15 protein-coding genes are annotated in these 23583 nt (G+C 66.8%); 2 read left to right on the top strand and 13 right to left on the bottom strand.

The window, feature by feature from the left end; translation table 11 throughout:
• Window positions 1-43 precede the first annotated feature (43 nt).
• The 4 genes from kdpB to GGR46_RS02645 all read right to left on the bottom strand — a co-directional run bounded on the left by kdpB (window position 44) and on the right by GGR46_RS02645 (window position 4288).
• Complete coding sequence (kdpB, locus tag GGR46_RS02660) at window positions 44-2056, bottom strand: potassium-transporting ATPase subunit KdpB (RefSeq protein ID WP_183994313.1); 2013 nt, start codon at window positions 2054-2056, stop codon at window positions 44-46.
• Window positions 2057-2067: 11 nt separating this feature from the next.
• A complete protein-coding gene (gene kdpA, locus GGR46_RS02655; protein WP_183994311.1) occupies window positions 2068-3768 on the bottom strand; it encodes a potassium-transporting ATPase subunit KdpA in 1701 nt (566 codons plus the stop codon).
• Window positions 3769-3780: 12 nt separating this feature from the next.
• Complete coding sequence (locus tag GGR46_RS02650; RefSeq protein ID WP_183994309.1) at window positions 3781-3870, bottom strand: potassium-transporting ATPase subunit F; 90 nt, start codon at window positions 3868-3870, stop codon at window positions 3781-3783.
• A gap of 106 nt (window positions 3871-3976) precedes the next feature.
• The gene (locus tag GGR46_RS02645; RefSeq protein ID WP_183994307.1) at window positions 3977-4288 is read right to left on the bottom strand and encodes a hypothetical protein; all 312 of its coding nucleotides are present in this window, start codon (window positions 4286-4288) and stop codon (window positions 3977-3979) included.
• Window positions 4289-4462: 174 nt separating this feature from the next.
• Between GGR46_RS02645 and GGR46_RS02640 the strand changes: the two genes are divergently transcribed.
• Window positions 4463-6349 (top strand): potassium transporter Kup, encoded by a 1887-nt coding sequence (locus GGR46_RS02640; RefSeq protein WP_246425876.1) that lies wholly within the window; start codon window positions 4463-4465, stop codon window positions 6347-6349.
• Window positions 6350-6576: 227 nt separating this feature from the next.
• Here the strand turns inward: GGR46_RS02640 and GGR46_RS02635 are convergent, their stop codons facing one another.
• From GGR46_RS02635 to GGR46_RS02595, 9 genes are all read right to left on the bottom strand, one after another.
• Window positions 6577-9903: a TonB-dependent receptor domain-containing protein gene (locus GGR46_RS02635; protein ID WP_183994305.1), complete on the bottom strand. Its 3327-nt coding sequence runs from the start codon at window positions 9901-9903 to the stop codon at window positions 6577-6579.
• A gap of 376 nt (window positions 9904-10279) precedes the next feature.
• The gene (locus tag GGR46_RS02630) at window positions 10280-11314 is read right to left on the bottom strand and encodes a LacI family DNA-binding transcriptional regulator (protein ID WP_183994303.1); all 1035 of its coding nucleotides are present in this window, start codon (window positions 11312-11314) and stop codon (window positions 10280-10282) included.
• A 141-nt stretch (window positions 11315-11455) separates the two neighbouring features.
• Window positions 11456-13015 carry a carboxylesterase/lipase family protein gene (locus GGR46_RS02625; RefSeq protein ID WP_183994301.1) on the bottom strand — a complete coding sequence of 520 codons (1560 nt, stop codon included), beginning with the start codon at window positions 13013-13015 and terminating at the stop codon, window positions 11456-11458.
• 45 nt (window positions 13016-13060) lie between these two features.
• Window positions 13061-14068 carry a sugar kinase gene (locus GGR46_RS02620; protein WP_183994299.1) on the bottom strand — a complete coding sequence of 336 codons (1008 nt, stop codon included), beginning with the start codon at window positions 14066-14068 and terminating at the stop codon, window positions 13061-13063.
• The gene (kduD, locus tag GGR46_RS02615) at window positions 14065-14820 is read right to left on the bottom strand and encodes a 2-dehydro-3-deoxy-D-gluconate 5-dehydrogenase KduD (RefSeq protein WP_183994297.1); all 756 of its coding nucleotides are present in this window, start codon (window positions 14818-14820) and stop codon (window positions 14065-14067) included. The genes GGR46_RS02620 and kduD overlap by 4 nt, the downstream gene beginning before the upstream one ends.
• Before the next feature lie 98 nt (window positions 14821-14918).
• A complete protein-coding gene (kduI, locus tag GGR46_RS02610) occupies window positions 14919-15761 on the bottom strand; it encodes a 5-dehydro-4-deoxy-D-glucuronate isomerase (protein ID WP_183994295.1) in 843 nt (280 codons plus the stop codon).
• Between the two features lie 20 nt (window positions 15762-15781).
• Window positions 15782-17230 (bottom strand): glucuronate isomerase, encoded by a 1449-nt coding sequence (gene uxaC / locus GGR46_RS02605; RefSeq protein WP_183994293.1) that lies wholly within the window; start codon window positions 17228-17230, stop codon window positions 15782-15784.
• 16 nt (window positions 17231-17246) lie between these two features.
• Window positions 17247-18557: an MFS transporter gene (locus tag GGR46_RS02600; RefSeq protein ID WP_183994291.1), complete on the bottom strand. Its 1311-nt coding sequence runs from the start codon at window positions 18555-18557 to the stop codon at window positions 17247-17249.
• A 38-nt stretch (window positions 18558-18595) separates the two neighbouring features.
• Window positions 18596-19399 (bottom strand): 2-keto-4-pentenoate hydratase, encoded by an 804-nt coding sequence (locus GGR46_RS02595; protein WP_221262534.1) that lies wholly within the window; start codon window positions 19397-19399, stop codon window positions 18596-18598.
• 404 nt (window positions 19400-19803) lie between these two features.
• Here GGR46_RS02595 and GGR46_RS02590 point away from each other — a divergent pair, with 404 nt between their 5' ends.
• Entirely contained in the window at window positions 19804-23571 is a 3768-nt protein-coding gene (locus GGR46_RS02590) for a LamG-like jellyroll fold domain-containing protein (RefSeq protein ID WP_183994287.1), read from the top strand.
• The last annotated feature ends 12 nt before the right edge of the window (window positions 23572-23583 follow it).

Genomic DNA, 23583 nt, shown 5'->3' with positions numbered 1-23583 from the left:
CCCTCCCCCAGCCCCTCCGGCTCGCGCGGGAGGGGAGTTCGGGTCAGGCGAGGTGCAGCCCCGCCACGACCAGATCGATCAGCTTGATCCCGACGAACGGGGCGAGCACGCCGCCCAGGCCGTAGATCGCGAGGTTCCGGGCGAGCAGCGGCCCGGCACCGATCGGACGATATTTCACGCCCTTCAGCGCCAGCGGCACCAGTGCCGGGATGATCAGCGCGTTGAAGATGATCGCCGACAGGATCGCGCTCTGCGGGCTCGCCAGCTGCATCACGTTGAGCACGCCGAGCGACGGGTAGAGCACGATGAACATCGCCGGGATGATCGCGAAATACTTGGCGATGTCGTTGGCCACCGAGAAGGTGGTCAGCGCGCCGCGCGTCATCAGCAGCTGCTTGCCCAGGCCCACGATCTCGATGAGCTTGGTCGGATCGCTGTCGAGATCGACCATGTTGCCCGCCTCGCGCGCAGCCTGGGTGCCGGTGTTCATCGCCACGCCGACGTCCGACTGGGCGAGCGCCGGGGCGTCGTTGGTGCCGTCGCCGCACATCGCGACCAAGCGACCGCCCTGCTGCTCCTTGCGGATCAGCGCGAGCTTGTCCTCCGGCGTGGCTTCCGCGAGGAAGTCGTCCACCCCGGCCTCGGCGGCGATCGCCGCGGCGGTCAGCGGGTTGTCGCCGGTGATCATCACCGTGCGGATGCCCATCCGGCGCAGCTCGCCGAACCGCTCGCGCACACCGGCCTTCACCACGTCCTTGAGCGCGATCACGCCGAGCAGCCGGCCGTCCTCGGCCACCGCGAGCGGAGTCTGGCCCTGGCGCGCGATCTCCTCGGCAACGCGGCGCATGTCGGTCGCCACCGCGGTGTCGCCCACGCCCGGATGGGCGCGCAGGACCGCGTCGACCGCACCCTTCTGGATCAGCGTGGTGCCGATGCGTACGCCCGAGATGCGGGTCTGGGCAGTGAAGGCGATGATCTCCGCCGTCTTGGGCAGCTCGCGAATATCCACCGCGTACTTGCCCTGGGCGAGCGTGACGACGGAGCGGCCCTCGGGCGTCTCGTCGGCCAGGCTGGCGAGCAGGGCGGCACGCGCCAGCTCGTCGGTGGTGACGCCGCCCAGCGGACGGAAGTCGCTCGCGGCGCGGTCGCCGATCGTGATCGTGCCTGTCTTGTCGAGCAGCAGCACGTCGATGTCGCCCGCGGCTTCCACCGCACGGCCCGACTTGGCGAGCACGTTGAAGCGGACGAGACGGTCCATGCCGGCAATGCCGATCGCCGAAAGCAAAGCCGCGATCGTGGTCGGGATCAGGGTGATCAGCAGCGCGGCGAGGATCGCCACCGGCACCTGGCCGCCGGCATAGGAGGCGAAGCCTGGGATGGTCGAGACGGCGATCAGGAAGATGATCGTCAGGCCGACGAGCAGGATCGTCAGCGCGATCTCGTTCGGGGTCTTCTGGCGCTCGGCACCTTCGACCAGCGCGATCATGCGATCGAGGAAGCCCTGGCCCGGCTCCTGGGTGATGCGGACCTTGATCTGGTCCGAGATCACCCGGGTGCCGGCGGTCACTGCAGAACGGTCGCCGCCCGCCTCGCGGATCACCGGCGCGCTTTCGCCGGTGATCGCGCTTTCGTTGACCGAGGCGACGCCTTCGATGACCTCGCCGTCCGCCGGGATCAGGTCCCCGGTGTGGACGAGGACGGTATCACCCTTCTTGAGCTGGGAGGCCGGAACCGTCTTGCCGTTCGGCAGGCGGGCGGTCAGCTCGGACTTGGTGGCGCGCAGCGAGGCGGCCTGGGCGCGGCCCCTGCCTTCCGCCAGCGCCTCGGCAAAGGTGCCGAAGAGGACGGTCAGCCACAGCCACACGATCAGCTGGATCTGGAAGGCCATGGAGAGGTTGGTGCCGCCGATGAACAGCAGCACGGTGAGCAGGAGGGCCACCACCGCGGTGGTAAAGAGCACGGGGTTCTTCACCAGCTGGCGCGGATCGAGCTTCTTGAACGCGTCGCCGATGGCAGGGCCGATCAGGGACGGTTTGAACATGGTTGCGGTCGTCATGGAATTGGACCTCAGAAGAGCTGGCCGTGGATCATCGCGAGATGATCGGCGATGGGACCGAGCGCGAGGCTGGGAAGGAACGTGAGTCCGCCCAGGACCAGGATGATGCCGACGAGCAGGCCGATCCAGAGCAGGCCGGTCGTCGGGAACGAGCCCGCGCTTTCCGGGTGCACCTTCTTCGCGGCCAGGCTGCCGGCGATGGCGAGCACGGGCACGATGATGAAGAAGCGGCCGATCCACATCGCCACGCCGAGCAGCCCGTTGTAGAAGGGCGTGTTGGCGGTCAGGCCGGCAAAGGCCGAGCCGTTATTGGCCGTCGCGGACGTGAAGGCGTAGAGGATCTCGCTGAAGCCGTGCGGCCCCTTGTTGAGCGGACCCGCAAGGCCGGCCGGCAGAACCGAGGCGAGCGCGGTACAGCCCAGGATCATCAGCGGCAGCACCGCGATGGCGAGGACGGCGAGCTTGACCTCGCGGCTCTCGATCTTCTTGCCGACATATTCCGGCGTGCGGCCGACCATCAGGCCCGCGACGAACACCGCGAGGATGGCGAAGAGCAGGAAGCCGTAGATGCCGGCACCAACGCCGCCGATCACGACTTCGCCGAGCTGCATGTTGAACAGCGGGATCAGGCCGCCCAGCGGGGTCAGGCTGTCGTGCATCGCATTGACCGCGCCGCACGAGGCCGCCGTGGTCACCACGCTGAACAGCGCGCTGGCGGCGATGCCGAAGCGGACTTCCTTGCCCTCCATGCTGCCGCCGGCGAGGCCCAGCTGGTGGAGCATCGGGTTGCCCGCGGCTTCCTGCCAATAGGTGACGGCGGTGCCGGCGACGAACAGCGTCAGCATCGCGGCGAGGATCGCCCAGCCCTGACGCGTGTTCCCCACGGCCTTGCCGAAGGTATAGGTCAGGCCGACGCCGATCACGAGGATCGACAGCATCTGGAAGAAGTTGGTCAGCGCGCTCGGATTCTCGAACGGATGCGCCGAATTGACGTTGAAGAAGCCGCCACCGTTGGTGCCGAGCATCTTGATCGCTTCCTGGCTAGCCACCGGACCCATCAGGATGGTCTGCTTGGCGCCTTCCAGCGTCGTCGCGTCGACCGAGGTCATGAAGGTCTGCGGCACGCCGCTGGCGATCAGATAGGTCGCATAGACCACGCAGATCGGCAGCAGGACGTAGAGCGTCACCCGGGTCATGTCGGCCCAGAAATTGCCGATGCCGTTCGCCTGGCGCCGGGCGAAGCCGCGGAACAGCGCGAAGGCGATCGCGATGCCGGTCGCCGCCGACAGGAAGTTGTGGATGGCGAGGCCGAGCATGTTGCTCAGGATCGACAGGGTCTCGCCCGAATAGCTCTGCCAGTTGGTGTTGGCGACGAAGCTCACCGCAGTGTTGAAGGCGAGGTCGGGCGACTGGCCGGCCAGCCCGCGCGGATTGAGCGGCAGCAGGTCCTGGAAGCGCAAGATGAAGTAGGTGAACGCGAAGGTCGCGATCTGGAAGGCCAGCATGTGCAGCGCGTAGCGGCGCCAGCCCTGCTCGGCATTCGGGTCGACGCCCGCGAGCTTGTAGAAGCCGCGCTCGACGGGGCCGAGCACGGTGTGGAGCGGCGTGCGCCGCCCCTCATAGATGGCGAACAGCCAGAGCCCCATCGGCTTTGCCAGCGCGACGAGGATGAGGGTGAAGACGAGGATCAGCATCCAGCCTTGGACGGTCATGGAGATTTCCGATCAGAAGCGCTCGGGCCGGACGAGCACGGCCACGAGGTAGAGGAGCAGGCCCAAAGCGGTGAGCCCGGCGAGGATGAGCGGCAGCGGCATGGCGGTTCTCCTCAGGCCTGGTCGCAGAGGCGGACGAAGCCGAGGGTGAGCAGGACCAGCCCTGCGAGTGCCCCCAGCCAGATCAGGTCGTTCATGGTTTTCTTCCCTATTTCGAATGGGATGTATCGAAGCGCGACTTGTCGAAGCGGATATGGCGGGGCGGCACCGGGATCAGGCGGAACAAGCCCGGCCCCTCGATCAGCAGCGCCCAGCCCAGCATCCAGGCCGCGACGGAGGAGACTGCCTCGCCGAACTCGGCCGGGCTGGCGCTGTGCTCGGGCGGGCGGTGCATCGAGACGACCAGCGCCCACACCGCGAGCGCGCAGGCACCGAGCAGCAGCACGCCGCCCAGCCGGAGACCGAGCTGGGCGCGCCAGCCGCCGGTTCCTTCCTCCAGATGACGCAACGACAAACCCACGGTCAGACTCCCACATTGTCGGCTGGCGATGTGGTCCGGGGGGGAGTTAAGGTTCCACGGGGAAGTTGGTACCCACCATAAAGATTCCATAAAATCGTTGGCTGGGGCGGGAACCTCTGGATACTAGGAGGGTTCGAGGGCGCCGAGGGCGGTGCCGGAAGTGAAAGCTACGCCTTGGACACCACACACTCGGCCGAACCCGGCCATCAGGATCGGCTCGGCACCCTGGCGGTAGGCGCGATCGGCGTGGTGTTCGGCGACATCGGCACCTCGCCGCTCTATTCGCTCAAGGAAAGCTTCATCGGCCACCACCCGCTGGCGGTGGACCGAGCGCACATCTTCGGGGTGCTCTCGCTGGTCTTCTGGACGATGATGCTGGTGGTGACGGTCAAGTACGTCTTCATCATCCTGCGCGCGGACAACAAGGGCGAAGGCGGCAGCCTGGCGCTGCTCGCGCTGATCTCGCGCAAGCTCGGCGAGACGCGCTGGACGCCCTGGATCGCCGCGCTGGGCGTGAGCGCCACCGCGCTCTTCTACGGCGACGCGATCATCACCCCCGCCGTCTCGGTGCTATCGGCGGTCGAGGGCCTCGCCACGGTGCACAGCTCGCTGTCCGAGCTGGTGCTGCCGATCAGCATCGTCATCCTGATCGGCCTGTTCGCGATCCAGTCGCACGGCACCGCGCGGGTAGGCCGGCTGTTCGGGCCGGTGATGGTCTTCTACTTCCTGGTGATCGCGGTGCTCGGCGCCTTCGGCATCGCGAAGAACCCCGAGATCCTCTGGGCGCTCAATCCCTGGTACGCGCTCAACTTCTTCCTGCTCGATCCGATGCTCGCCTTCCTCGCGCTCGGCTCGGTGGTGCTGGCGGTGACCGGCGCCGAGGCGCTCTATGCCGATATGGGCCATTTCGGCCGCAAGGCGATCATGGTCTCCTGGCTCTACATCGCCTTCCCCTGCCTGATGCTCAACTATCTCGGCCAGTCGGCGCTGCTGCTCAGCCACCCGGCAGCGGTCGAGAACCCGTTCTTCCTGCTGGCGCCGGATTGGGCCCGCCTCCCCCTCGTCATCCTCGCGACCATGGCGACGGTGATCGCGTCGCAAGCGGTGATCTCGGGCGCCTTCTCGGTCACCCAACAGGCCGTCCAGCTCGGTTTCCTGCCCCGCCTGCGCATCCTCCACACCAGCGCCAAGGCAGCCGGCCAGATCTACGTCCCGCTGGCCAACTGGCTGCTGCTGGTCATGGTCATCCTGCTCGTCCTCGGCTTCCGCAGCTCGAGCAACCTCGCCGCGGCCTATGGCATCGCGGTCACCGGCACGATGTTCATCACCGCCTGCATGCTGGGCGTGCTGACCTTCGCGGTGTGGAAATGGCCGCCGGTGGTGGCCGGCCTCGTCACCGGCGGCTTCCTGCTGATCGACGGGCTCTATTTCGCCTCGAACGTCACCAAGATCCCCGATGGCGGCTGGTTCCCGCTGCTCGTCGCCGCGATCGCCTTCACCCTGCTCACCACCTGGGCGACCGGGCGCAAGCTGGTCCGCGCGCGATTGCACGAAGGCGCGATGCCGATCGAGATCTTCATCCAGTCCGCCGGCCAGTCGGTGCAGCGGGTGGGCGGCACCGCGGTGTTCCTCGCCAGCACCGACGACATCCCGCCCGCGCTGCTCCACAACCTCAAGCACAACAAGGTGCTGCACGATCGCGTGGTGATCCTCACCGTGGCGATCGAGCAGGTGCCGCACGTCGCGCCCGAAGCACGCAACCAGGTGACCCAGCTCGGCGCCGGCTTCTACCGCGTGGTCCTGCACTATGGCTTCATGGACGAAGTCGACATCCCCGCCGCCCTGCGCGGGCTGGGCGCTGCGGCGGGTGAGCCGTTCAAGCCGATGGAGACCAGCTATTTCCTCGCCCGCCAGACGCTGATCGCCTCGTCGCGGCCGGGCATGGCGATCTGGCGCGAGAAGCTGTTCGCCTGGATGGTCCGCAATGCGGAAAGCGCGATGGAGTTCTTCAAGCTGCCGACCAACCGCGTGGTCGAGCTGGGCAGCCAGGTGGAAATCTGAGCCCACCCCTCCCCCCAATCGTCATCCCGGCGAAAGCCGGGATCTCGTGCGGCTCAATCCCCGCCCTCGCCTGAGATCCCGACTTTCGTCGGGATGACGGCCATCCGCACACAAAACGGCCGGCGCCAGGAGGCATTGGCGCCGGCCAGTGAGCAACATAGTGCCCGTCGCGGGGCGAAGAATGGAGCGGCGCCGATTGGCACCGCCCCACTCCCTCCCCCCGAAGGTCAGAAGGACATGCGCAGGCCCGCGGTGATGATCCGCCCGGTGCTGGCATAGGTCTGCGAGACCGGGTTCGCCGCGTACATCGTGCGGTATTGCGGCGAATTGGTCATGTTGCGGCCCTCGAGCGAGAGCTTGGCGAAGTCGGTCACCGCATAGGACAGCGCGAAGTCGATGTTCAGCTGGTCCTCGTTATAGCCGAAGTCCGCGAACACCGGCGAGTTGCAGGGGCCGCCGCCGACGGTGGTGGTGCCCACCGAGCAGGTGCCGGTCGAAAGCGGGAAGCGGTTCACGTAGCGCGCGCGCCACGAACCCGAGACGCGAGCCGAGAACTTGCTGTCCTCATAGTAGAGCGTCGCGTTGAACGCGTCCGGCGAGGTGTTGAGGAACGGCCCCTCGGCATAGCTGTTCACCGCCGTGCCCGACACCGTCTGGCTGGTGTTGAGCACCGTGCCGGTCAGGTAGCTCAGGCTCGATTCGATGTGCGTGTAGTTCGCGGTCACGCCGAAATGCTTCAGGAAGCCGGGCAGGAAGAAGAAGTCGGTCTGCAGATTGACTTCGATGCCCTTGATGTCGCCGCCCGGCGCGTCCTTGAACTGGCGGATGGCCCAGGTGCCGCCCGCCGTGGTGTAGTTGAGCAGCGCGGCATTGGTGATGAAGCCGAGCACCTGCTGATACACTTCCGGCTCGAACACCGCGCCCAGCGGCGCCTCGAGCGCCACCTGCTGCGGGAAGCTGTCGATCGTCTTCTTGAACAGGTTGACCGCGACCAGCCCGTTATGGGCGAAATACTTCTCGACGCTCAGGTCGAGATTGGTCGCGCGGAACGGGTTGAGATAGGGATTGCCCACCGTCAGCGACGGCGCGGTGCCGTTGGCGTTCAGGCTGGTGGTGAAGGCGGTGGTGCCCGGCGTCAGGCTGGAGAGCTGCGGACGCGACATCACCTTGGAGGCGGCGAAGCGGACCAGGAGGTCGTCGGCGACTTCCCAGTTCGCGTTCATCGAGGGCAGCCAGTCCCAATATTCGTTCTTCGCGGTCACCGGCAGGCCGGCGACGCCATCGGCACCGCCGACATTGCCCGAGCCCGAAACGCGGGTGTTGGCGACGCGCAGGCCGACATTGCCGCGCAGCGGACGACCGAGCAGGTTGACGTTGTAGTCGACCTGGAAATAGCCCGAGACGTCATTCTCGGTCACGCCGCTCTTCTGGCGGCCGTCGACCACGGCGCGATAGTCGCCCCATTTGTTCACGCAATTGCAGTTGATGCCGAACTGATTGATGAACTTCTGGATGTCCGGCGCATAATAGCTGGTCGGCGTGCCCTGGGTCACGTTCAGGCCCTGGCCGAAGCCGATGGTCTGCCCCAGGTCGGTGATGTTGAGCTTCGATTCCGCCAGCGTCGGGTTGATCGCCTCGATCGACTGGTTGCGGCGGCCCTGATCGCCTTCATAGGAGAACTGCTTGGCCGTGCCGCCGAAGCGGATCGACATCTCGGGCAGCGCTTCATAGGTGAAGTTGACCCGCGCCACCTTGAACTCGTTGTCGACGGTGTTGGTGAAGTAGCGGATCGTCGAGAGACCCTTCACCAGCGTCCAGCTGTTCGGGTCGGCGACGTTGAAGCCCGGGTTGAACACCGGCATCTTGCCACCGGCGCGTTCGTCGAAGGTATAGCCGTCGCGGTCGATCGCGTTGAATTCCGCCAACAGGCCATAGGCGCGGAATTCCGACTTGGACCAGCCACCGGTAGCATCGGCATAGAAGCCCGGCGCGAACTCCTGGTGGACGTTCAGCGTCACCTGCTTGAAGTCGGTGCGGCCGAACTGGGTGTCGGCGAAGCTGCGCCAATCGACGTCGTCGAGGACGAGATAATCGGCCTGGCCGGCGCTGTTGACGTGCGCCTGGCGGATCTTGGTGTTCGGGCGGCCGAGCAGCTCGTTGTAATAGCCGATCTGGTTGGCCGTCGCGACGTACCCGGGCGAGGCCGGATTGTTGTAATAGTCGAACGGGTTGAGGTTGTTGGGGTTGAGGCTGTTCAGATAGCCCGCGAGCGGCGTCTGGCCGACGCCGTTGCCGGCCTGGTCGCCGTTGCAGTCGATGATCGCGCTGGGCACGCAGTTCGCGTAGAGCGCGACGCGGTCGGCATTGCCGTTGGTCGTGCCGATCGCGCGCAGGCCGGCCGTGCCGGTGCTGACGACGCGGGCATTGGTGCCGTTGCGGTTGAGGCCGATCGGCGTGATGCCGGTGTTGTTGCTGTTCTGGTCGTAGCGCGAGAAGACGCCGTCGACGGTGATCTCGGTGCCGGGACCCGGCTTCCACTGCGCGGTGGCGGTGGCGCCGATCCGCTCATAGTCGAGATACTGGCGACCGACCGAGGGCAGGCCCGGGATGATCGTGGTCGGCGTGACCGTGGCATAGGCCGCCGGGTCCGAGCCGAAGGTCGCGCCGGTGCCCTGGTTGCTCGGCCGCGCGAAGCCGAAGACGTTCGGCGTGATGCCGGCGATCTGCGAGTTGCGATAGGCATATTCGAACACGCCGATGTTGCGGCGATAGGCGTCGATCTGCTGTTCCTGCTTCTGGTAGGCGCCGGAGACCAGGATGCCGAAATTGTCGGTCACCCGCACCGATGCCAGGCCAGTGAAGCGCGGGTTCCACTTCTTGCCGTTCTCGCGATACTCGGCCTCGGCGCCCACGGCGAAGCGGTTCTTCTTGTACGAGAGCGGGCGGCCGGTGGTCAGGTCGATGATCGCGCCGAGCGAGCCCTCGTCATTCTCGGCCGCAGTCGACTTGGTCACCTTGATGCCGCCGAACAGCTCCGAGGCGAAGGTGTTGAAGTCGAAACCGCGCGAGCGGTTGGCGCCGGCGTCGGACTGGTTGCCGCCCGCGACGTTCTGGGCGTCGGCGCCGTTCAGGCGCACCGCCTGGAAGTCGCCGCCCAGACCGCGCACGGTGATGGTGCGGCCCTCGCCATTGTCACGGTCGATCGAGACGCCCGGCAGGCGCTGGATCGATTCCGCCAGGTTCGCGTCCGGGAAGTCGGCAATGTCCTCGGCAGTGATCGCGTCGACGATCTGGTTCGAGTTGCGCTTGATGTTGACCGAGTTGGCCAGCGAGGCGCGGAAACCGGTGACAACGATCGCATCGCCGCTCTCGGTCTGGTCCTGCGGCCGTGCCTGCGGATCGTCCTGGGCGGCGGTGGTGACTGCGGCGGCAGCCTCGGTGGTCTGCGCCCAGGCCGGCGTCGCCATCAGCAGCGCCAGGCCGAGCGCGCCGAGCGCAGTCGTGCCACGGAGCGCGGCGCGGCGCAGCGCCAGAGTGTCAGCGGTAGAAATCATCTTATCCTCCCCAAGGACTTTTCATCGACAAGCACTGGTCGATGCGCCCGGAGAAGCCTGGAATCAGGGTGCGACGCAGCATCTCGGAAAACGACCTCCGTCGCTCCGCAAGTTACAGCCATGTCGCGACTTGCCCCCTCCCACGCCCCCTTTGCGAATCTTCTCGTCCGCTTGGGCGCAAGCGTATCAGCCACGCTTGTTCACCCTATTGATCACGCTACCAGTCGCCGATGTCAACCGGTGTCATTGAACAAAATTTCACATTCCGGGCGTTGCGGCATTTCAGCAACATCGGGGAAATGCTGCTATGCAGCGCACAAATCCAGCCTAGGCACGCCCTTCCACCTCCCCTCCCCGCAAGGGAGGGGAATGCAGGCTACCCCTCGCGCGGCGGGGCGACCGAGGCGCGGTGGATCAGCGTCGAGGGGAAGAGCGACGGCTCCTCCACGGCGCTGCCATCGTCGCCGAAGAACTCGGCGAGCAGCTTCAGCGCCGCCGATCGCGCCATCGAGATGATCGGCCAGTGCACCGTGGTGAGCGGCGGCCAGATGTGCGAGGCGATGGCGGTGTCGTCGAAGCCGACGATCGACAGGTCCTCGGGCACGCTCATCCCGCGCCGGCGCGCGGCGTGGAGCGTGGCGGCGGCCATCTCGTCGTTCGAAGCGAAGATCGCGGTGGGGCGCGGCGACAGGTCGAGCAGCCGGTCGGCGGCGGCCAGGCCGGTCTCGAACGTGTAGTTGCCGTCGGCGATCAGGCTGCGCGGCAGCTTGATCCCCGCCTCTTCCAGCGCGTTCTCGAAGCCCTTCCTGCGCTCACGGGCCGAGCGGAAGCCATGCGGCCCCGCGATCAGGCCGATGCGGCGATGGCCGAGCGCGATCAGGTGGTTCACCGCCTCGGTCACCACTTCGCTGTCGTTCGAGGCGACCATGTGCTCGGAGCTGTCCAGCGTCGCCGAGCCCATGCGGACATAGCGGATGCCCAGCTCGCGGCAGAGTTCCGCCACCATCTCGTTCTCCGAGACCGGCGGCAGGAACATCACGCCGTAGAGCCGCTGGCGCTCGAGGAAGTTGCGGACATCCTCGAGCATGGTCGAGCTGCCGCGGTCGATCGGGCGGACGATCAGCTCGAACTCGGTGTCGCGCATCGCCTCGAGCATGCCGGCCTGCACGTTCATCACCATCTGGGCATTGGGATTGTCGTGGATCAGGCCGATCAGGAAGTTGCGCCGCAAAGCCAGCGCGCGCGCCTGGACATTGGGGACATAACCCAGGTCCGCGATCACCTGCTCCACCTTGGCGCGCGTGTCGCTATTGAGCAGCGGCGAGCGGTTGATCACCCGGCTGACGGTCTTTTTCGAGACGCCCGCGATACGCGCGACGTCGTTGATCGTGGGCTTTCCGGTTCTCTCCATCCCGCGACCATAATGGCTCGCGAGACAAAGACAAACCTGCTTGCGTGCGCAGCAATTCGGTAACCGGTGTCAGATACTTCCAGCAGTCATCCCCGCGAGGGCGGAGATGACGATTAGTCCGCGAGGATTACGATCAGGACGTCAGCTCCCAGGCTGGATGTACGGCACCCTGCCCCACAGCTCGCGCTCCCATTTGCGCGGGTCATTGGCCAGCCGGCTGGGCACGTCGAAGACCATCGTCGCGCGGTTGGGCAGTGTATAGGGCGCCCAGGCCGGCAGCCCCTTCGCCACCGGCCGTCCCGTCCGGGCCAGTGCCGCGAAGGCGCCCATCACCTGCCCGCTAAGCTTCCGCGCCGCCGCCCCGGTGCCGGTGAACGAGCCCGGCGCGTCGAGCGTCCCGAAGGCGAGCGCGATGTCCATCGTGTGCGGCGCACCACGCCCGGGCTGGGTCGGCGACTGGAAATCGACCTGATAGACCCAGGTGGCCTTCGCTCCCGCAGCGGCCCGCGCATCCGCCTCGAGCCACTGGCCCGGCCAGCTCCGCCCGGCGGTGGTGGCGCGGTAGAAGAGCTGCTCGGGCGTGTCCGACGGGAAATGCTCTCGGTACCGGGCGACCACCCATTCGGGCAGCAGGTCCATGCGCAGTTCGGGCGCCATGCGCGCGGCGACATTGTCCCAGGTCAGCCCCTTCACCTTGGCCGAACCGGGATCGATGAAGGCGCGTGTCTCGTCATGGGTGTTGCCCAGGATCATCGGGATCGACAGGCTCTGCGGATTCGCGTCGGGCCAGAACGGGTGGCGAGTGAGCCACTTCATGTCGAGCACCGGCCCGAAATAGACGCCGCCGCCCAGGATCGGATCGGTCGCGTCGAGCGCGTCGACCAGCTTCTCCACCGGCATGTCGAGCAGCGGCTGGAGGCTTTCCTCCTTCACCCCCAGCTTTGCCAGATAGGCCTGGGCACGCTTGGTGGCGTTGATCGGGCCCGAGGCGGTGACCTGCTGCCCGCTCATCGTCGCGGCGGAGTGGAACAGGCCCTTGGCCGCCGGCATGCCCATCAGCGTCGCGATCTTGGCGCCGCCGCCCGACTGGCCGAACACGAAGACACGCCGGGGATCGCCGCCGAACGCCGCGATATTGTCCCGCACCCATTGCAGCGCGAGGATCAGGTCGAGCTGGCCGAGATTGCCGCTGTCCGCAAAGCGCGGGTCGAACCGGGCGAGATAGAGATAGCCCAGCGCGTTGAGCCGGTGGTTGACCGTCACCACCACCACATCCTCGGTCGCGGCGAGCGTCGTTCCGTCGTTGAGCGGCACGGTGACGGTGCCGTTCGAATAGGCGCCGCCATGGATGTAGAGCATCACCGGACGCTTGGCGGCCGGATTGGCGCCGGGGGTCCAGATGTTGAGGAACAGGCAGTCCTCCGAAGCGGGCTGGCCGCCCTTCCCCTGGGGGCAGATCGCGCCGAAGTCATGCGCCGGCACGCTGACTCCCGGCGTCGCGAACGGCACCGGCGCGCGGAAACGGGGCGCGTTGCCGTAGCGGATGCCACGGAAGCGCAGCATGCCGCCGTCGAGCCTGTCGCCCTCGAACCGCCCCGCCCGTGTCTCGACCACCGCTTCGCCCGAAGCCGCCCGCGCGATCAGCGGCGCCGCCGCCAGCGCCATGCCACCCGCCACCACGCCACGCCGCGAAACCTGCATCACTCTCTCCCGACCCAAATATCCCCGCCTCGGATCGGGCGAGGTTCAACGGCGGACGTCGAGCCCGCCTTCGCCGAACGCAGCCAGATCGGCACGCGTGAACAGGCTCGCATCGCCCGGCAGCGAATGCTTGAGCGCCGTGAGCGCCAGGCCGGCATGCGCCGCGACCCTGGCATCGCCGCCGCTCTCGATCAGCCCGTGCAGCACGCCGGCCGCAAAGGCATCGCCCGCGCCGATGCGATCGACGATGCCGGCAATCAGGATCTCGTCGGTCTGGTAGCCGCCGGCACGCGTATCGACCCGCGCCGAGACGCGGTGGCTGTCGGCATCGTCGACATGGCGCGCGGTGTTGGCGATCGTCTGCAGCTTCGGGAAGGCCGCGAACGCCGCCTCCGCCGCCTCGCGCCGCCGATCGGGCCCGTCGCCCGAGAATGCGCGCCCGAGCAGCAGCGAGATGTCGCGGTGGTTGCCGAACAACAGGTCGGCATGGCCGATCAGCTGCGTCAGCACCGCCCTGGGATCGCTGTCCCAGCTCTCCCACAGCTTCGCGCGGTAATTGCCGTCGAACGAGACCGGGATGCCCTTCGCGCTCGCCGCCTCGGCCGCAGCGATGGCAGCGCTGGCGGTGTTGTGGCCGAGCGCCGGGGTGATCCCCGACAGGTGCAGCCGCGTGGCGCCTTCGAGCAGCTTGTCCCAGTCCCAGCTTTCCGCCGGCCGCTGGGCGAACACGGAGTAGGCACGGTCATAGACGACCTCGGACGCGCGCAGCCCGGCGCCAGGCGTCAGGAAGTACAGGCCCAGCCGGCCGGGCTCGGAAGCGATCGTCGAGGTATCGACCCCGCGCCGGCGCAACTCGCCGATCACGGCACCACCCAGCGGATTGTCCGCCACCGAGGAGATCATCCGCACCGAATGGCCAAGGCAGGCGAGACCGGTAGCGACATTCGCCTCGGCCCCGCCGACATTCACTTCGAGCTTCGGCGTCTGGAGCAGCAGTTCGCGCCCCGGAGGCGAGAGCCGCAGCATCAGCTCACCGAAAAAGGCGATGCTCATCGCGCCAGCCACCCGCCATCGACCGCCAGGATATGGCCCTGGACATAGTCCGCCGCCGAGGAAGCGAGGAACACCGCCGCGCCGCCCATGTCTTCGGGCGAACCCCAGCGACCGGCGGGGATGCGCTCCATGATCTGGCGGTTGCGCGTCTCGTCGGCCTGCAGCGCCGCGGTGTTGTTGGTGGCGATATAGCCCGGGGCGATCGCGTTCACATTGATGCCCTTGGCCGCCCACTCATTGGCGAGCAGCTTGGTGAGCCCGCCAATGCCCGACTTGGACGCGGTGTAGCTCGGCACGCGGATGCCGCCCTGGAAGGTCAGCATCGAGGCGATGTTGATGATCTTGCCGCCGCCATTGGCCACCATGTGCTTGCCCGCGGCCTGGCACAGGAAGAACACCGACTTGAGGTTGGTGTCGACCACCGCATCCCAATCCTCCTCGGTGAAATCGAGGCTGTCGTTGCGGCGGATGATGCCGGCATTGTTGACCAGGATGTTCAGCCCGCCCAACTTATCCACAGCTTCATCCACAACCCTGCCCACAGGCTCGATGGTCGAGAGATCGGCCGAGATGATCTCGGCGCGGCGGCCCAGCGCACGGACCTTCTCCACCGTCTCCTGCGCCGGCGTGCGGCCCACGGCGGCAACGTCCGCGCCCGCCGCTGCGAGCGCCAGCGCGATGCCTTGGCCGATGCCGGTATTGGCGCCGGTGACAACCGCGACGCGGCCAGTGAGGTCGAAAGGATTGGTCATTTTACCTCGTCATTCCCGCGAAAGCGGGAACCCACCTCCCGCCGTCGCACCAAGATCATCGCGTAGGAGATGGGCCCCCGCTTTCGCGGGGGTGACGATCAAACCAGCTGGCAGATGTCCAGCACGTTCATGTCGGTATAGTCCTGGTTCTCGCCCGCCATCGCCCAGATGAAGGCATAGGCCTTGGTCCCCGAACCCATATGAACCGACCAGGGCGGGCTGATCACCGCTTCCTCGTTCTGGACCACGATGTGCCGCAGCGCATCCTCCTGGCCCATGTAGTGGAACACGCGGTCCTTCGCGAGATCGTCGAGCTCGAAGTAGAGATAGATCTCGCTGCGACGCTCATGGATGTGCGGGGGCATGGTGTTCCACACCGAACCCGGCTTGAGCACGGTCAGGCCCATCACCAGCTGCGCGCTGTCGCACACCCCGGGGATGACGAGCTGGTAGATCGAGCGCTCGTTCGATTCCTCCAGCGTGCCGCGATCGAGGCGGTTGGCGTCGGCGATGCCGAGCTTGCGGGTCTGGAAGCCCTTATGCGCCGGGCACGAGACCAGATAGAAGCGCGCGCCGTCGCCCGAGAACTGCACGTCCTTGGCGCCCATCGTCACGTACAGGCAGTCCTTGTTGCCCAGCGTGAAGCTCTCGCCATCCACGGTCACGGTGCCTTCGGCACCGCTGATGTTGACCACCGCCAGCTCGCGGCGCTCGAGGAACGGATGACCCGCGGCCGAGGCCGGCTCGGTCTGGTCGGGCAGCTTCACCGAGCCGCTGGCCACCGCGACGCCGCCGATCACCATGCGATCGGCATGGGTGTAGTTCAGCACGACCTCGCCGTCGCGGAACAGGTCCGTGATCAGGTAGCGGTCACGCAGCTCCTCGTTCGAGACGCACTCCATCATGTCGGGGTGCGTGGCATAATAGGTACGGTCGAACATGGATGACTCCGTTGGTTGGATCAGGCTGCGGCGGCGACGGGCGCCGGCGCTTGTTGGTCGAGCTTGTACGCTTCACGCACCAGCCCGTTGGTGAGTTCGTACGCCAGCTCCGCCGCTTCCCAGTCGAGCAGCCGCCCCTCGGCGACCAGCCGCGCGAGGAAGCCGCAATCGATCCGCCGCGCGACGTCGTGGCGCGCCGGGATCGAGAGGAAGGCGCGCGTATCGTCGTTGAAGCCGACGGTGTTGTAGAAGCCGGCGGTCTCGGTCACCTGCTCGCGGAAGCGGCGCATGCCCTCGGGCGAGTCATGAAACCACCAGCTCGGGCCGAGCTTCAGGCACGGATAATGGCCGGCCAGCGGCGCCAGCTCGCGGGCGTAGACGGTCTCGTCGAGCGTGAAGAGAATGATCGAGAGATCGGTCGAGGTGCCGAACCGGTCGAGCAGCGGCTTGAGCGCGTGCACATAATCGGTGCGCATCGGGATGTCCGCGCCCTTGTCGCGGCCATGGCTCTCGAACAGCCCGCCATTGTGATTGCGGAACGAGCCCGGGTGGATCTGCATCACCATCCCGTCCTCGACGCTCATCGCCGCCATCTCGGTCAGCATCTGGGCGCGGAACAGCTCGGCATCCTGCGGGGTCCAGCGATCGGAGAGGATCGTGCGGAACAGCCGCTCGGCCTCGTCCTTGGAAAGGTTCGCCGTGGCGGCCGTCGGGTGGCCATGGTCGGTCGCGGTGGCGCCGGCGGCGCGGAAATCGGCGCGACGCTTGCGGTGGGCGGCGAGATAGCCGTCCCAGCTGTACACGTCCTCGCCGGTCTTCTCGGCGAAGATCTTCATCGCGCCGGCGAACTGCTCGTGCTCGACGTCGATCACCGCATCGGGGCGATAGGTGGTGACCACCCGGCCTTCCCAGCCGCTATTGTGGATCGCATGGTGCGGCGACAGGTCGTCCTGCGGCCCCTCGGTGGTGGCGAGGAAGCCGATGTTGAAGCGGTCGAACAGCGCCCGCGGCTTGAACGCGTCGGTCGCCAGCTTCTCGTTGATCGTGTCGTAATAATGATCGGCGGTGGAGGCATCGAGCGCCACGTCGAAGCCGAACACCTCGCCGAACACATGGCTCAGCCACATCGCCGAAGGGGTGCCGCGGAAGAGGTAGGTGTGCTCGGCAAAGGTCCGCCACGCCTCGCGCGGATCAGTCCCGGGCATGCCCGCCTTGCTCGGCACGCACAGATCGTCGAGTGCCACGCCCTGCGAATAGAGCATGCGGTAGATATAGTGATCCGGCGAGAGCAGCAGCTCGGTGGCGTTCGACCAGTTGGCATTGGTCGAGAACCAGGTCGGATCGGTGTGCCCATGCGGGCTGATGATCGGAAGCCCGGCCACCTCGGCATAGAGCGCACGCGCGATACGCCGCGTGTTCTCCTCCGCCGGGAACAGCCGGTCAGGGTCAAGCTTCAGGGGCCGGGGCATCTCTCAATCCTCTCTTTTACGCGACGTCCGCGCGCTCGAGGCGCGGCGAAAGCAGGTGGATCGAAAGCAGCGCCAGGAAGTACGCCGCACCCGCGACGATGAAGAGCGGCGCATAGCTGCCGATCACGTCGAGCACATACCCCGCGTACTTCGAGAAGACCATGCCGCCAACCGCACCGACGGTGCCGCCGATCCCGATCACCGAGCCTACCGCGAAGCGCGGCACGGTGTCCGACGGGATGGTGTAGAGCGTCGCCGAGAAGCTCTGGTGTGCAGCCGCGGCCACACCGACCACGAACACGCTGATCCAGAGGTTGCCGTAGAAGGTGGTGAACACCACCGGCAGCACGAAGCAGGCCGAGATCAGCATGGTCAGCTTGCGCGCCTTGTTCACGCTCATGCCCGTGCTCATCAGCTTGCCCGAGAGCCAGCCGCCCGCGATCGAGCCTACGTCGGAGATCAGGTAGATGGCGCCCAGCGCGATCGCCGCGGTCGGCGTGTCCCAGCTCGTCAGGTTCAGGCCATATTCCTTGCCCAGCCAGCTCGGCAGCCAGAACAGGTAGAACCACCAGATCGGGTCGATGAAGAACTTGCCGAGCGCGAACGCCCAGGTTTCCCTGGTACGGAGCAGCTTGCCCCAGAGGTTCTTCACCTTCACCTCGGGATCGGCTGGGTCCTGGGTGATATAGGCGAGTTCGGTCGCGCCTACCTTGGGGTGATCGGCCGGCTTGTCGCGGAAGATGGCGAGCCAGGCGATCAGCCAGACAATGCCGAACACGCCGGTGATCACGAAGGTCATACGCCAGCCAAAGGCCGGCACCATCGCCCAGATCAGCAGCGGGGTGAGGATCGCGCCGACGTTCGAGCCGGCGTTGAACAGGCCGACCGCGAAGGCACGCTCCTTGGCCGGGAACCAGTCCGCGACGGTCTTCACGCCCGCCGGGAAGTTGCCCGATTCACCGATGCCCAGGCCGAAGCGAGCCAGGGTGAACTGCATGACGCTGTGCACGCCGCCATGCGCGACGTGCGCGATCGTCCAGATCACGACCGCGATGGCGTAGCCGAAGCGCGCGCCGATCGCGTCGACGATCTTGCCGAAGGCGAGATAGCCGATCGCATAGGCTGCCTGGAAATAGAAGACTATGTTGGCGTAGTCGGTCTCGGACCAGCCGAGTTCCTTGGAGAGATCGGGCTTGAGCACCGCAATCATCTGCCGGTCGACATAGTTGATCGCGGTGGCAGCGAAGAGCAGCCCCACGATCACCCAGCGGTAGCGACCGACGCGCGAAACCGCGCCGGAGACTGCCGCCTCTCCCTTACTCGCCATCATTCTCTCCCTTTTATTTTTCTTCCGCGACCACCGAATCAGGCGTCGTGAATGCCGACGATACGGCACTTCACGCTGTAGTCATTCGCGAACCGTGCCTCCACCAGCTCGCCGACGCGAACGGGATGGACACCGGTGACTGCGCCGGTGGAGATCCACTGGCCCTTCGCGAGCGGAAGCTGCCGGTTGGCGGCGAGTTCGAACAGGAAGCGGACGGCGCCGAACGGACCATCGAGCATGGTGCTCGCCGTCGCCTCGCCGGCCACTTCGCCGTCGATCGTCAGCGCAACCGGCCATTCCAGGAAGTCGGTGCCGCGCGGGATCTCCGCACCGATCACCAGGCCGTTATTGTTGCCGAAATCGGAGACGGTCACGGCCGGACCATGCTCGTTGATCCCTGGGAAGGGCGAGCTCGCCACCTCGATGCCGACATGGACGGCGTCGACATATTCGGCGACTTCCGCGTTGGTCCAGGCGCGGTCGAAATTCTCGGGCAGCGTGCCCAGGCGCAGCAGATATTCCGCCTCGCCCGCTGCGAAACCGCGCTCGAACACCGGCATCACGGGCACGTCGCCTTCGTCGGCGGTCACCACCGAATCGGCGAAGATCGGGCCGGCCAGGCGGTTCGAGCCATAGGTGTCGTCCAGCGGCGCGGGAATCTTGCCCACCTTCCAGCCGGCAACCTCGTCGCCGAACAGCGCGATCGCGCGCTCCTGGATGCCGTAAGCCTCGTCGAGCGTACCGGGCAGCTCGCCCGGATAGTCGATCGGTGCATTTCCTGCCTGTCGGGCCGCGACAAATGCTTGGGCGATGGCCTCGGCCGGTTCACGTCCTTCAATCAACGGTAAATCCCCTGCTCCGGTCGCGTGAGAGTCGCCCGCCATGTCTCGACCACGCAAACGCAGCCGTCGCCCGACATCGCCGTTCCACCCGCTTCGCCTTGATCCGTGGACCGCTCGCCTCCCGCGATCCGCGAATTTGTGGAGAAGACAGGCCGGAACCGGTGCCGGACCATGTCGAGTAACTTGCGCGCGATCTCCTCTCCGAGTGGCCGCGTCCCGGCTTTGCGCGGGTCCGCGGAATGTCGCTACGATGCTACCGGTGTCAGGGCCATGCGTCAACGCACCTCGGCTCGGAAGATCGAAATAACACGGAAACGAGAAAGATATTGCCACCGGTGTCACCCATAGGCATGCTTGACAGCGGAGACGGCAAAGACCGTCCTGTTCGTTCAGAGAGGCATGTCATGATCCGCACCTCCACCAGCATCGCCCTGGCCTGGGTACTTGCGCTCGCCGCGAGCCCCGCCTTTGCGCAAACGGCGGATGATGGCCTGCTCTTCCGCGCATCCGGCGACCGGAACGGCACGGCGGAAGTGGCACGCGGCGATGCGGTGCCCAACTTCCAGTCCAAGGTCACCAATGTTGCCGACGGGGCGATCGGCGGCGCCTTCCGCTGGGCCGATGACGGCTACATCGCCTGGAACGCGCCGGGGAACATCGAGGCGCAGCGCGGCACCCTCTCCTTCTTCTGGCGCGCCCGCGAGCCGCTCGGCGAAGCGCCCTTCGTGATCTTCCGCACCGGCTTCGCGGATCATTCGAGCTGGGACATGGCGTTCCTGCGCATCGACTGGAACGGCCATGGCTTCGACGCCTTCGTGACCGATGCGAACCTGTCTCGCGTCCGCGTCTCGTTCCGCATGCCCGAAGTCCCGGCCGCCAATGCCTGGCACCATATCGCCTTCGCCTGGGACGAAGCGGTCGGCGTGCGCCTCTTCGTCGATGGCAAGGAAGTCGCCCGCAAGGACCAGAAGGCCGATCTCGATTCGGGGCTCGACCAGTTCGGCCTGGCCGGCCGGATCATGTCGCCGCACCAGGTACAGAGCCGCTACAATTTCATGCGCGGCAGCGATGTCGACGAGCTGCGCGTCTACAACCGCATGCTCGACGGCGCCGGCATCGCCGCGCTCGCCGCCAAGGCCGAGCCCGCGCCCGAGCCCGCCGCCGATACGGCAGGCAAGCGCCCCGCGTGGCTCCACCGCTTCGGCTGGGACACCGCCTCGCCGCCGGTCCTCGCCGACAAGGTCACCAGCGTCCGCAAGGTCGAGTTCGCCGATGCCAAAGACCTGAAGGAATGGATGTGGAAGGGCGTGGACGGAATCGCCGAGACCACCTGGCCCGGCGTCTACAACCGCTCGAAGCTGCCTGGCCGCGACGACTATTTCGAGCTGCCCGACTGGAACGTCTATGTGCAGGGCGGCAAGACCTACACGCTGACCGTCCCCGCCGCCGAGAAGTTCAACCGCGTCGAGATCCGCGGCGCAGCCTATGGCGCACTCGACTACAGCCCTGACGGCACCAGCTTCCGCTCCGTCGCAAAGCGCCCTCAGGGCGTCGTCCGCAGCGTCACCTCGCTGGGTGAGGCGCAGGGTGGCACGCTCCGCTTCACCAATGTGATGCAGGAGCAGCCGATCCAGGAGATCTGGGCCTATGACGTCGGCACCGCGAAAGAACCGGAGGGCAGCTTCAAGCTGAGCTACACGGTCGACGCCAAGGTTTCCGCCGATCTCGCCGCGCTCGAGCCGCTCAACAAGTTCATCCGCGGCCGCTATCCCACCGACGAGCGCAACACCGTGCTGGCCTTGCCCCCGGGCGCAGGCTCGGCCGCAGCCGGCGCGGGCAGCGCCGCCTCGACCGGTGCTGCCGCGCATGTCGAAGGGGCGATGCCGATCGTCCATGTCCTGATCCCCTCGGGCTTCGGCGACGCCTTCGCCGGCCGCGCCCTCGCCCGCGCCTGGAACTATGGCTGGGAGAACAGCCGCGACGGGCTCGACGGCATCGCGCTCGACATCCCGGCACTCAAGGCCACGCCCGGCAAGGACGGGCTGATCCCGCTCAACATCAAGGTGAAGGACCCGATCTGGCCGGGCCGCGACATGATCGACCTGTCGGTCTCGGTCCGCCCGAACGAGGCCCGCACGCTCTGGCTCGACCTGCGCGACCGCATCCTCACCAACGACAGCCTCTATCTGTCGGTAGCCTCCGCCGCGCCCGACTTCGGCCCCGCCTCACTCGACGGGATGAACATCCGCCTGGTCTTCAAGGACCGAGCCGCCGCACTTCCCGAGCATGTCGCCGACCGGTTCAACCAGGTGAAGGACAATTGGGCCTTCCTGGTCGAGGAACACACCGCCTCGAAGCGCGAGGGGCTGTACCGCCGCGTCTTCGCCGATGCGAGCGACCTGCTGCGCGTCGATCCCGACCATGTCGAGGGGCGCCGCTACTGGGCGGACATCAGCTATGGCGCGCAGAACCTGCCCGAGTTCAAGCAGCCAGAAGCCCCCGCGGGCATGCCGCTATGGGCCTTTCGCCAGCTCGAGGACCTCAGGATCACCCGCCAGTTCGTCAACTGGTGGATCGACAATCGCCAGGTGCCGTACGGCGATTTCGGCGGCGGCATCTCGGACGACACCGACCTGACCCAGCAATGGCCGGGCCTGGCGCTGATGGGCGTCGATCCCGACAAGATCAACACCTCGCTCCGCGCGCTTTCGGACGCCGTCTACACCAACGGCATGATGGTGAACGGCCTCGGCCACATCACCACCGATGAGCTCCACGCCTATGAGGAGGGCATGAACTCGGACGCCGAGCGGCTCTACCTCAACTGGGGTGAGCCCAAATCGGTCGAGCGGCTGATGGCGACGGTGAAGGCGCTGAAGACCGTCATCCTGCCCAACCCCGCCGGCCATATGCACTTCGCCAGCAACTGGTACGGCGCGCAGAAGGTCTACCGCGAGGGGCCGTTCGAGTGGCAGAAGCCCTATAGCTGGGTCGTCCTCCACGCCCCAACGCTGATCGGCGTCTATAACGGCAACCCCGATGCCCGCGGCCTGATCACCGGCACGGTCGACGGGCTGCTCGCGCACGGCAAGCAGGACGCCAAGGGCAATTGGAGCTACCCCAACGAGATCAACTGGCGCAGCGATGCCGAGCGCGCGGGCGATGGCGGCGGCGCTTCCACCCCGATGCAGGCGGTGTGGTCGGCATACCGCTTCACCGGCGACACCAAGTACCTGAACCCGATCCTCGCCCGCGCGACCAAGAGCGGCCCGGCCTCGGTGCAGGACATCAACGAGAACCTGGTCAAGCTGCTCGGCGGCGACAAGGACTGGTCGAAGACGCTCACCGACAGGGCGAAGAAGGGCGGCGCCTTCGAGCAATGGGCCGCCTGGGACGCGACTGGCGACACCAGATACCTGGAATCGCTCCATGCCGCGGCAATCGAGGACAAGTCGCAGCGCCAGTACATGTACACCGAGGGCCATTGGTGGTCCGACCGTGTCGACCAGCCCAACGAGATTCTCCAGCGCGAGCGTCTCGGCGGCATCGCGCTGCGCCGGAACCAGACCTGGCCGGGCAATGCGGTGAGCTGGCGCTTCGACGATCCCGAAGGTGCGCTCAAGACGGCGATCCTCGTCCCAGGCGCCACGCAGACCCACTTCAAGGTCATCGCCTACAATAGCGGCGACACGCCCCAGAGCGCGGAGATGTCGACCTGGAACGTAGCCGCAGGCGAATGGGAGATGGTAGCGAACGGCACTACCACCCCCCTCCATCTCGAACGCAGCGCCTCCACCCGCGTGACCTTCGCGCCGCACGCCACGACGGAGATCGAGTTCACCCTGAAGACGCCAGGCGAAGAAGTCGCCACGCGTGCGGACCTCGGCATCGGCAATGACGATATCGTGGTGAAGGGCGGCAGGCTCGCCGCCACCGTCCACAGCCTTGGCGCGAAGGACGCCGCGGGCGGCACGCTCATCATCGAGGACGCCTCGGGCAAGACGCTGGCGAGCGCTCCCGTCCCCGCCCTCGCCGCGCCACTCGACCTCACGCCCAAGACCGCGACGGTGCGCCTCTCGCTTCCCAGGGGGGCGGCACGCGTGCGCGTTGCGCTCCCCGGCAATGCCCCGGAGGTGACGCAGCGGAACAATGTGGTGAAGCTGCCCAACTGATCCGGAGGACCG

Source organism: Sphingomonas kyeonggiensis (genome assembly GCF_014196745.1).
GTDB classification, from domain to species: Bacteria; Pseudomonadota; Alphaproteobacteria; order Sphingomonadales; family Sphingomonadaceae; genus Sphingomonas; species Sphingomonas kyeonggiensis.
The sequence above is the reverse complement of the archived record's forward strand: the minus strand, read 5'-3'. Positions and strand labels throughout refer to the sequence as shown.

Coding starts and splice junctions, on each gene's coding strand:
- kduD (WP_183994297.1), bottom strand. CDS start 14,820: ATGACCAATCCTTTCGACCTCACTGGCCGCGTCGCGGTTGTCACCGGC.
- kdpB (WP_183994313.1), bottom strand. CDS start 2,056: ATGACGACCGCAACCATGTTCAAACCGTCCCTGATCGGCCCTGCCATC.
- GGR46_RS02650 (WP_183994309.1), bottom strand. CDS start 3,870: ATGCCGCTGCCGCTCATCCTCGCCGGGCTCACCGCTTTGGGCCTGCTC.
- GGR46_RS02590 (WP_183994287.1), top strand. CDS start 19,804: ATGATCCGCACCTCCACCAGCATCGCCCTGGCCTGGGTACTTGCGCTC.
- GGR46_RS02600 (WP_183994291.1), bottom strand. CDS start 18,557: ATGGCGAGTAAGGGAGAGGCGGCAGTCTCCGGCGCGGTTTCGCGCGTC.
- uxaC (WP_183994293.1), bottom strand. CDS start 17,230: ATGCCCCGGCCCCTGAAGCTTGACCCTGACCGGCTGTTCCCGGCGGAG.
- GGR46_RS02630 (WP_183994303.1), bottom strand. CDS start 11,314: ATGGAGAGAACCGGAAAGCCCACGATCAACGACGTCGCGCGTATCGCG.
- GGR46_RS02635 (WP_183994305.1), bottom strand. CDS start 9,903: ATGATTTCTACCGCTGACACTCTGGCGCTGCGCCGCGCCGCGCTCCGT.
- kdpA (WP_183994311.1), bottom strand. CDS start 3,768: ATGACCGTCCAAGGCTGGATGCTGATCCTCGTCTTCACCCTCATCCTC.
- GGR46_RS02620 (WP_183994299.1), bottom strand. CDS start 14,068: ATGAGCATCGCCTTTTTCGGTGAGCTGATGCTGCGGCTCTCGCCTCCG.
- kduI (WP_183994295.1), bottom strand. CDS start 15,761: ATGTTCGACCGTACCTATTATGCCACGCACCCCGACATGATGGAGTGC.
- GGR46_RS02625 (WP_183994301.1), bottom strand. CDS start 13,015: ATGCAGGTTTCGCGGCGTGGCGTGGTGGCGGGTGGCATGGCGCTGGCG.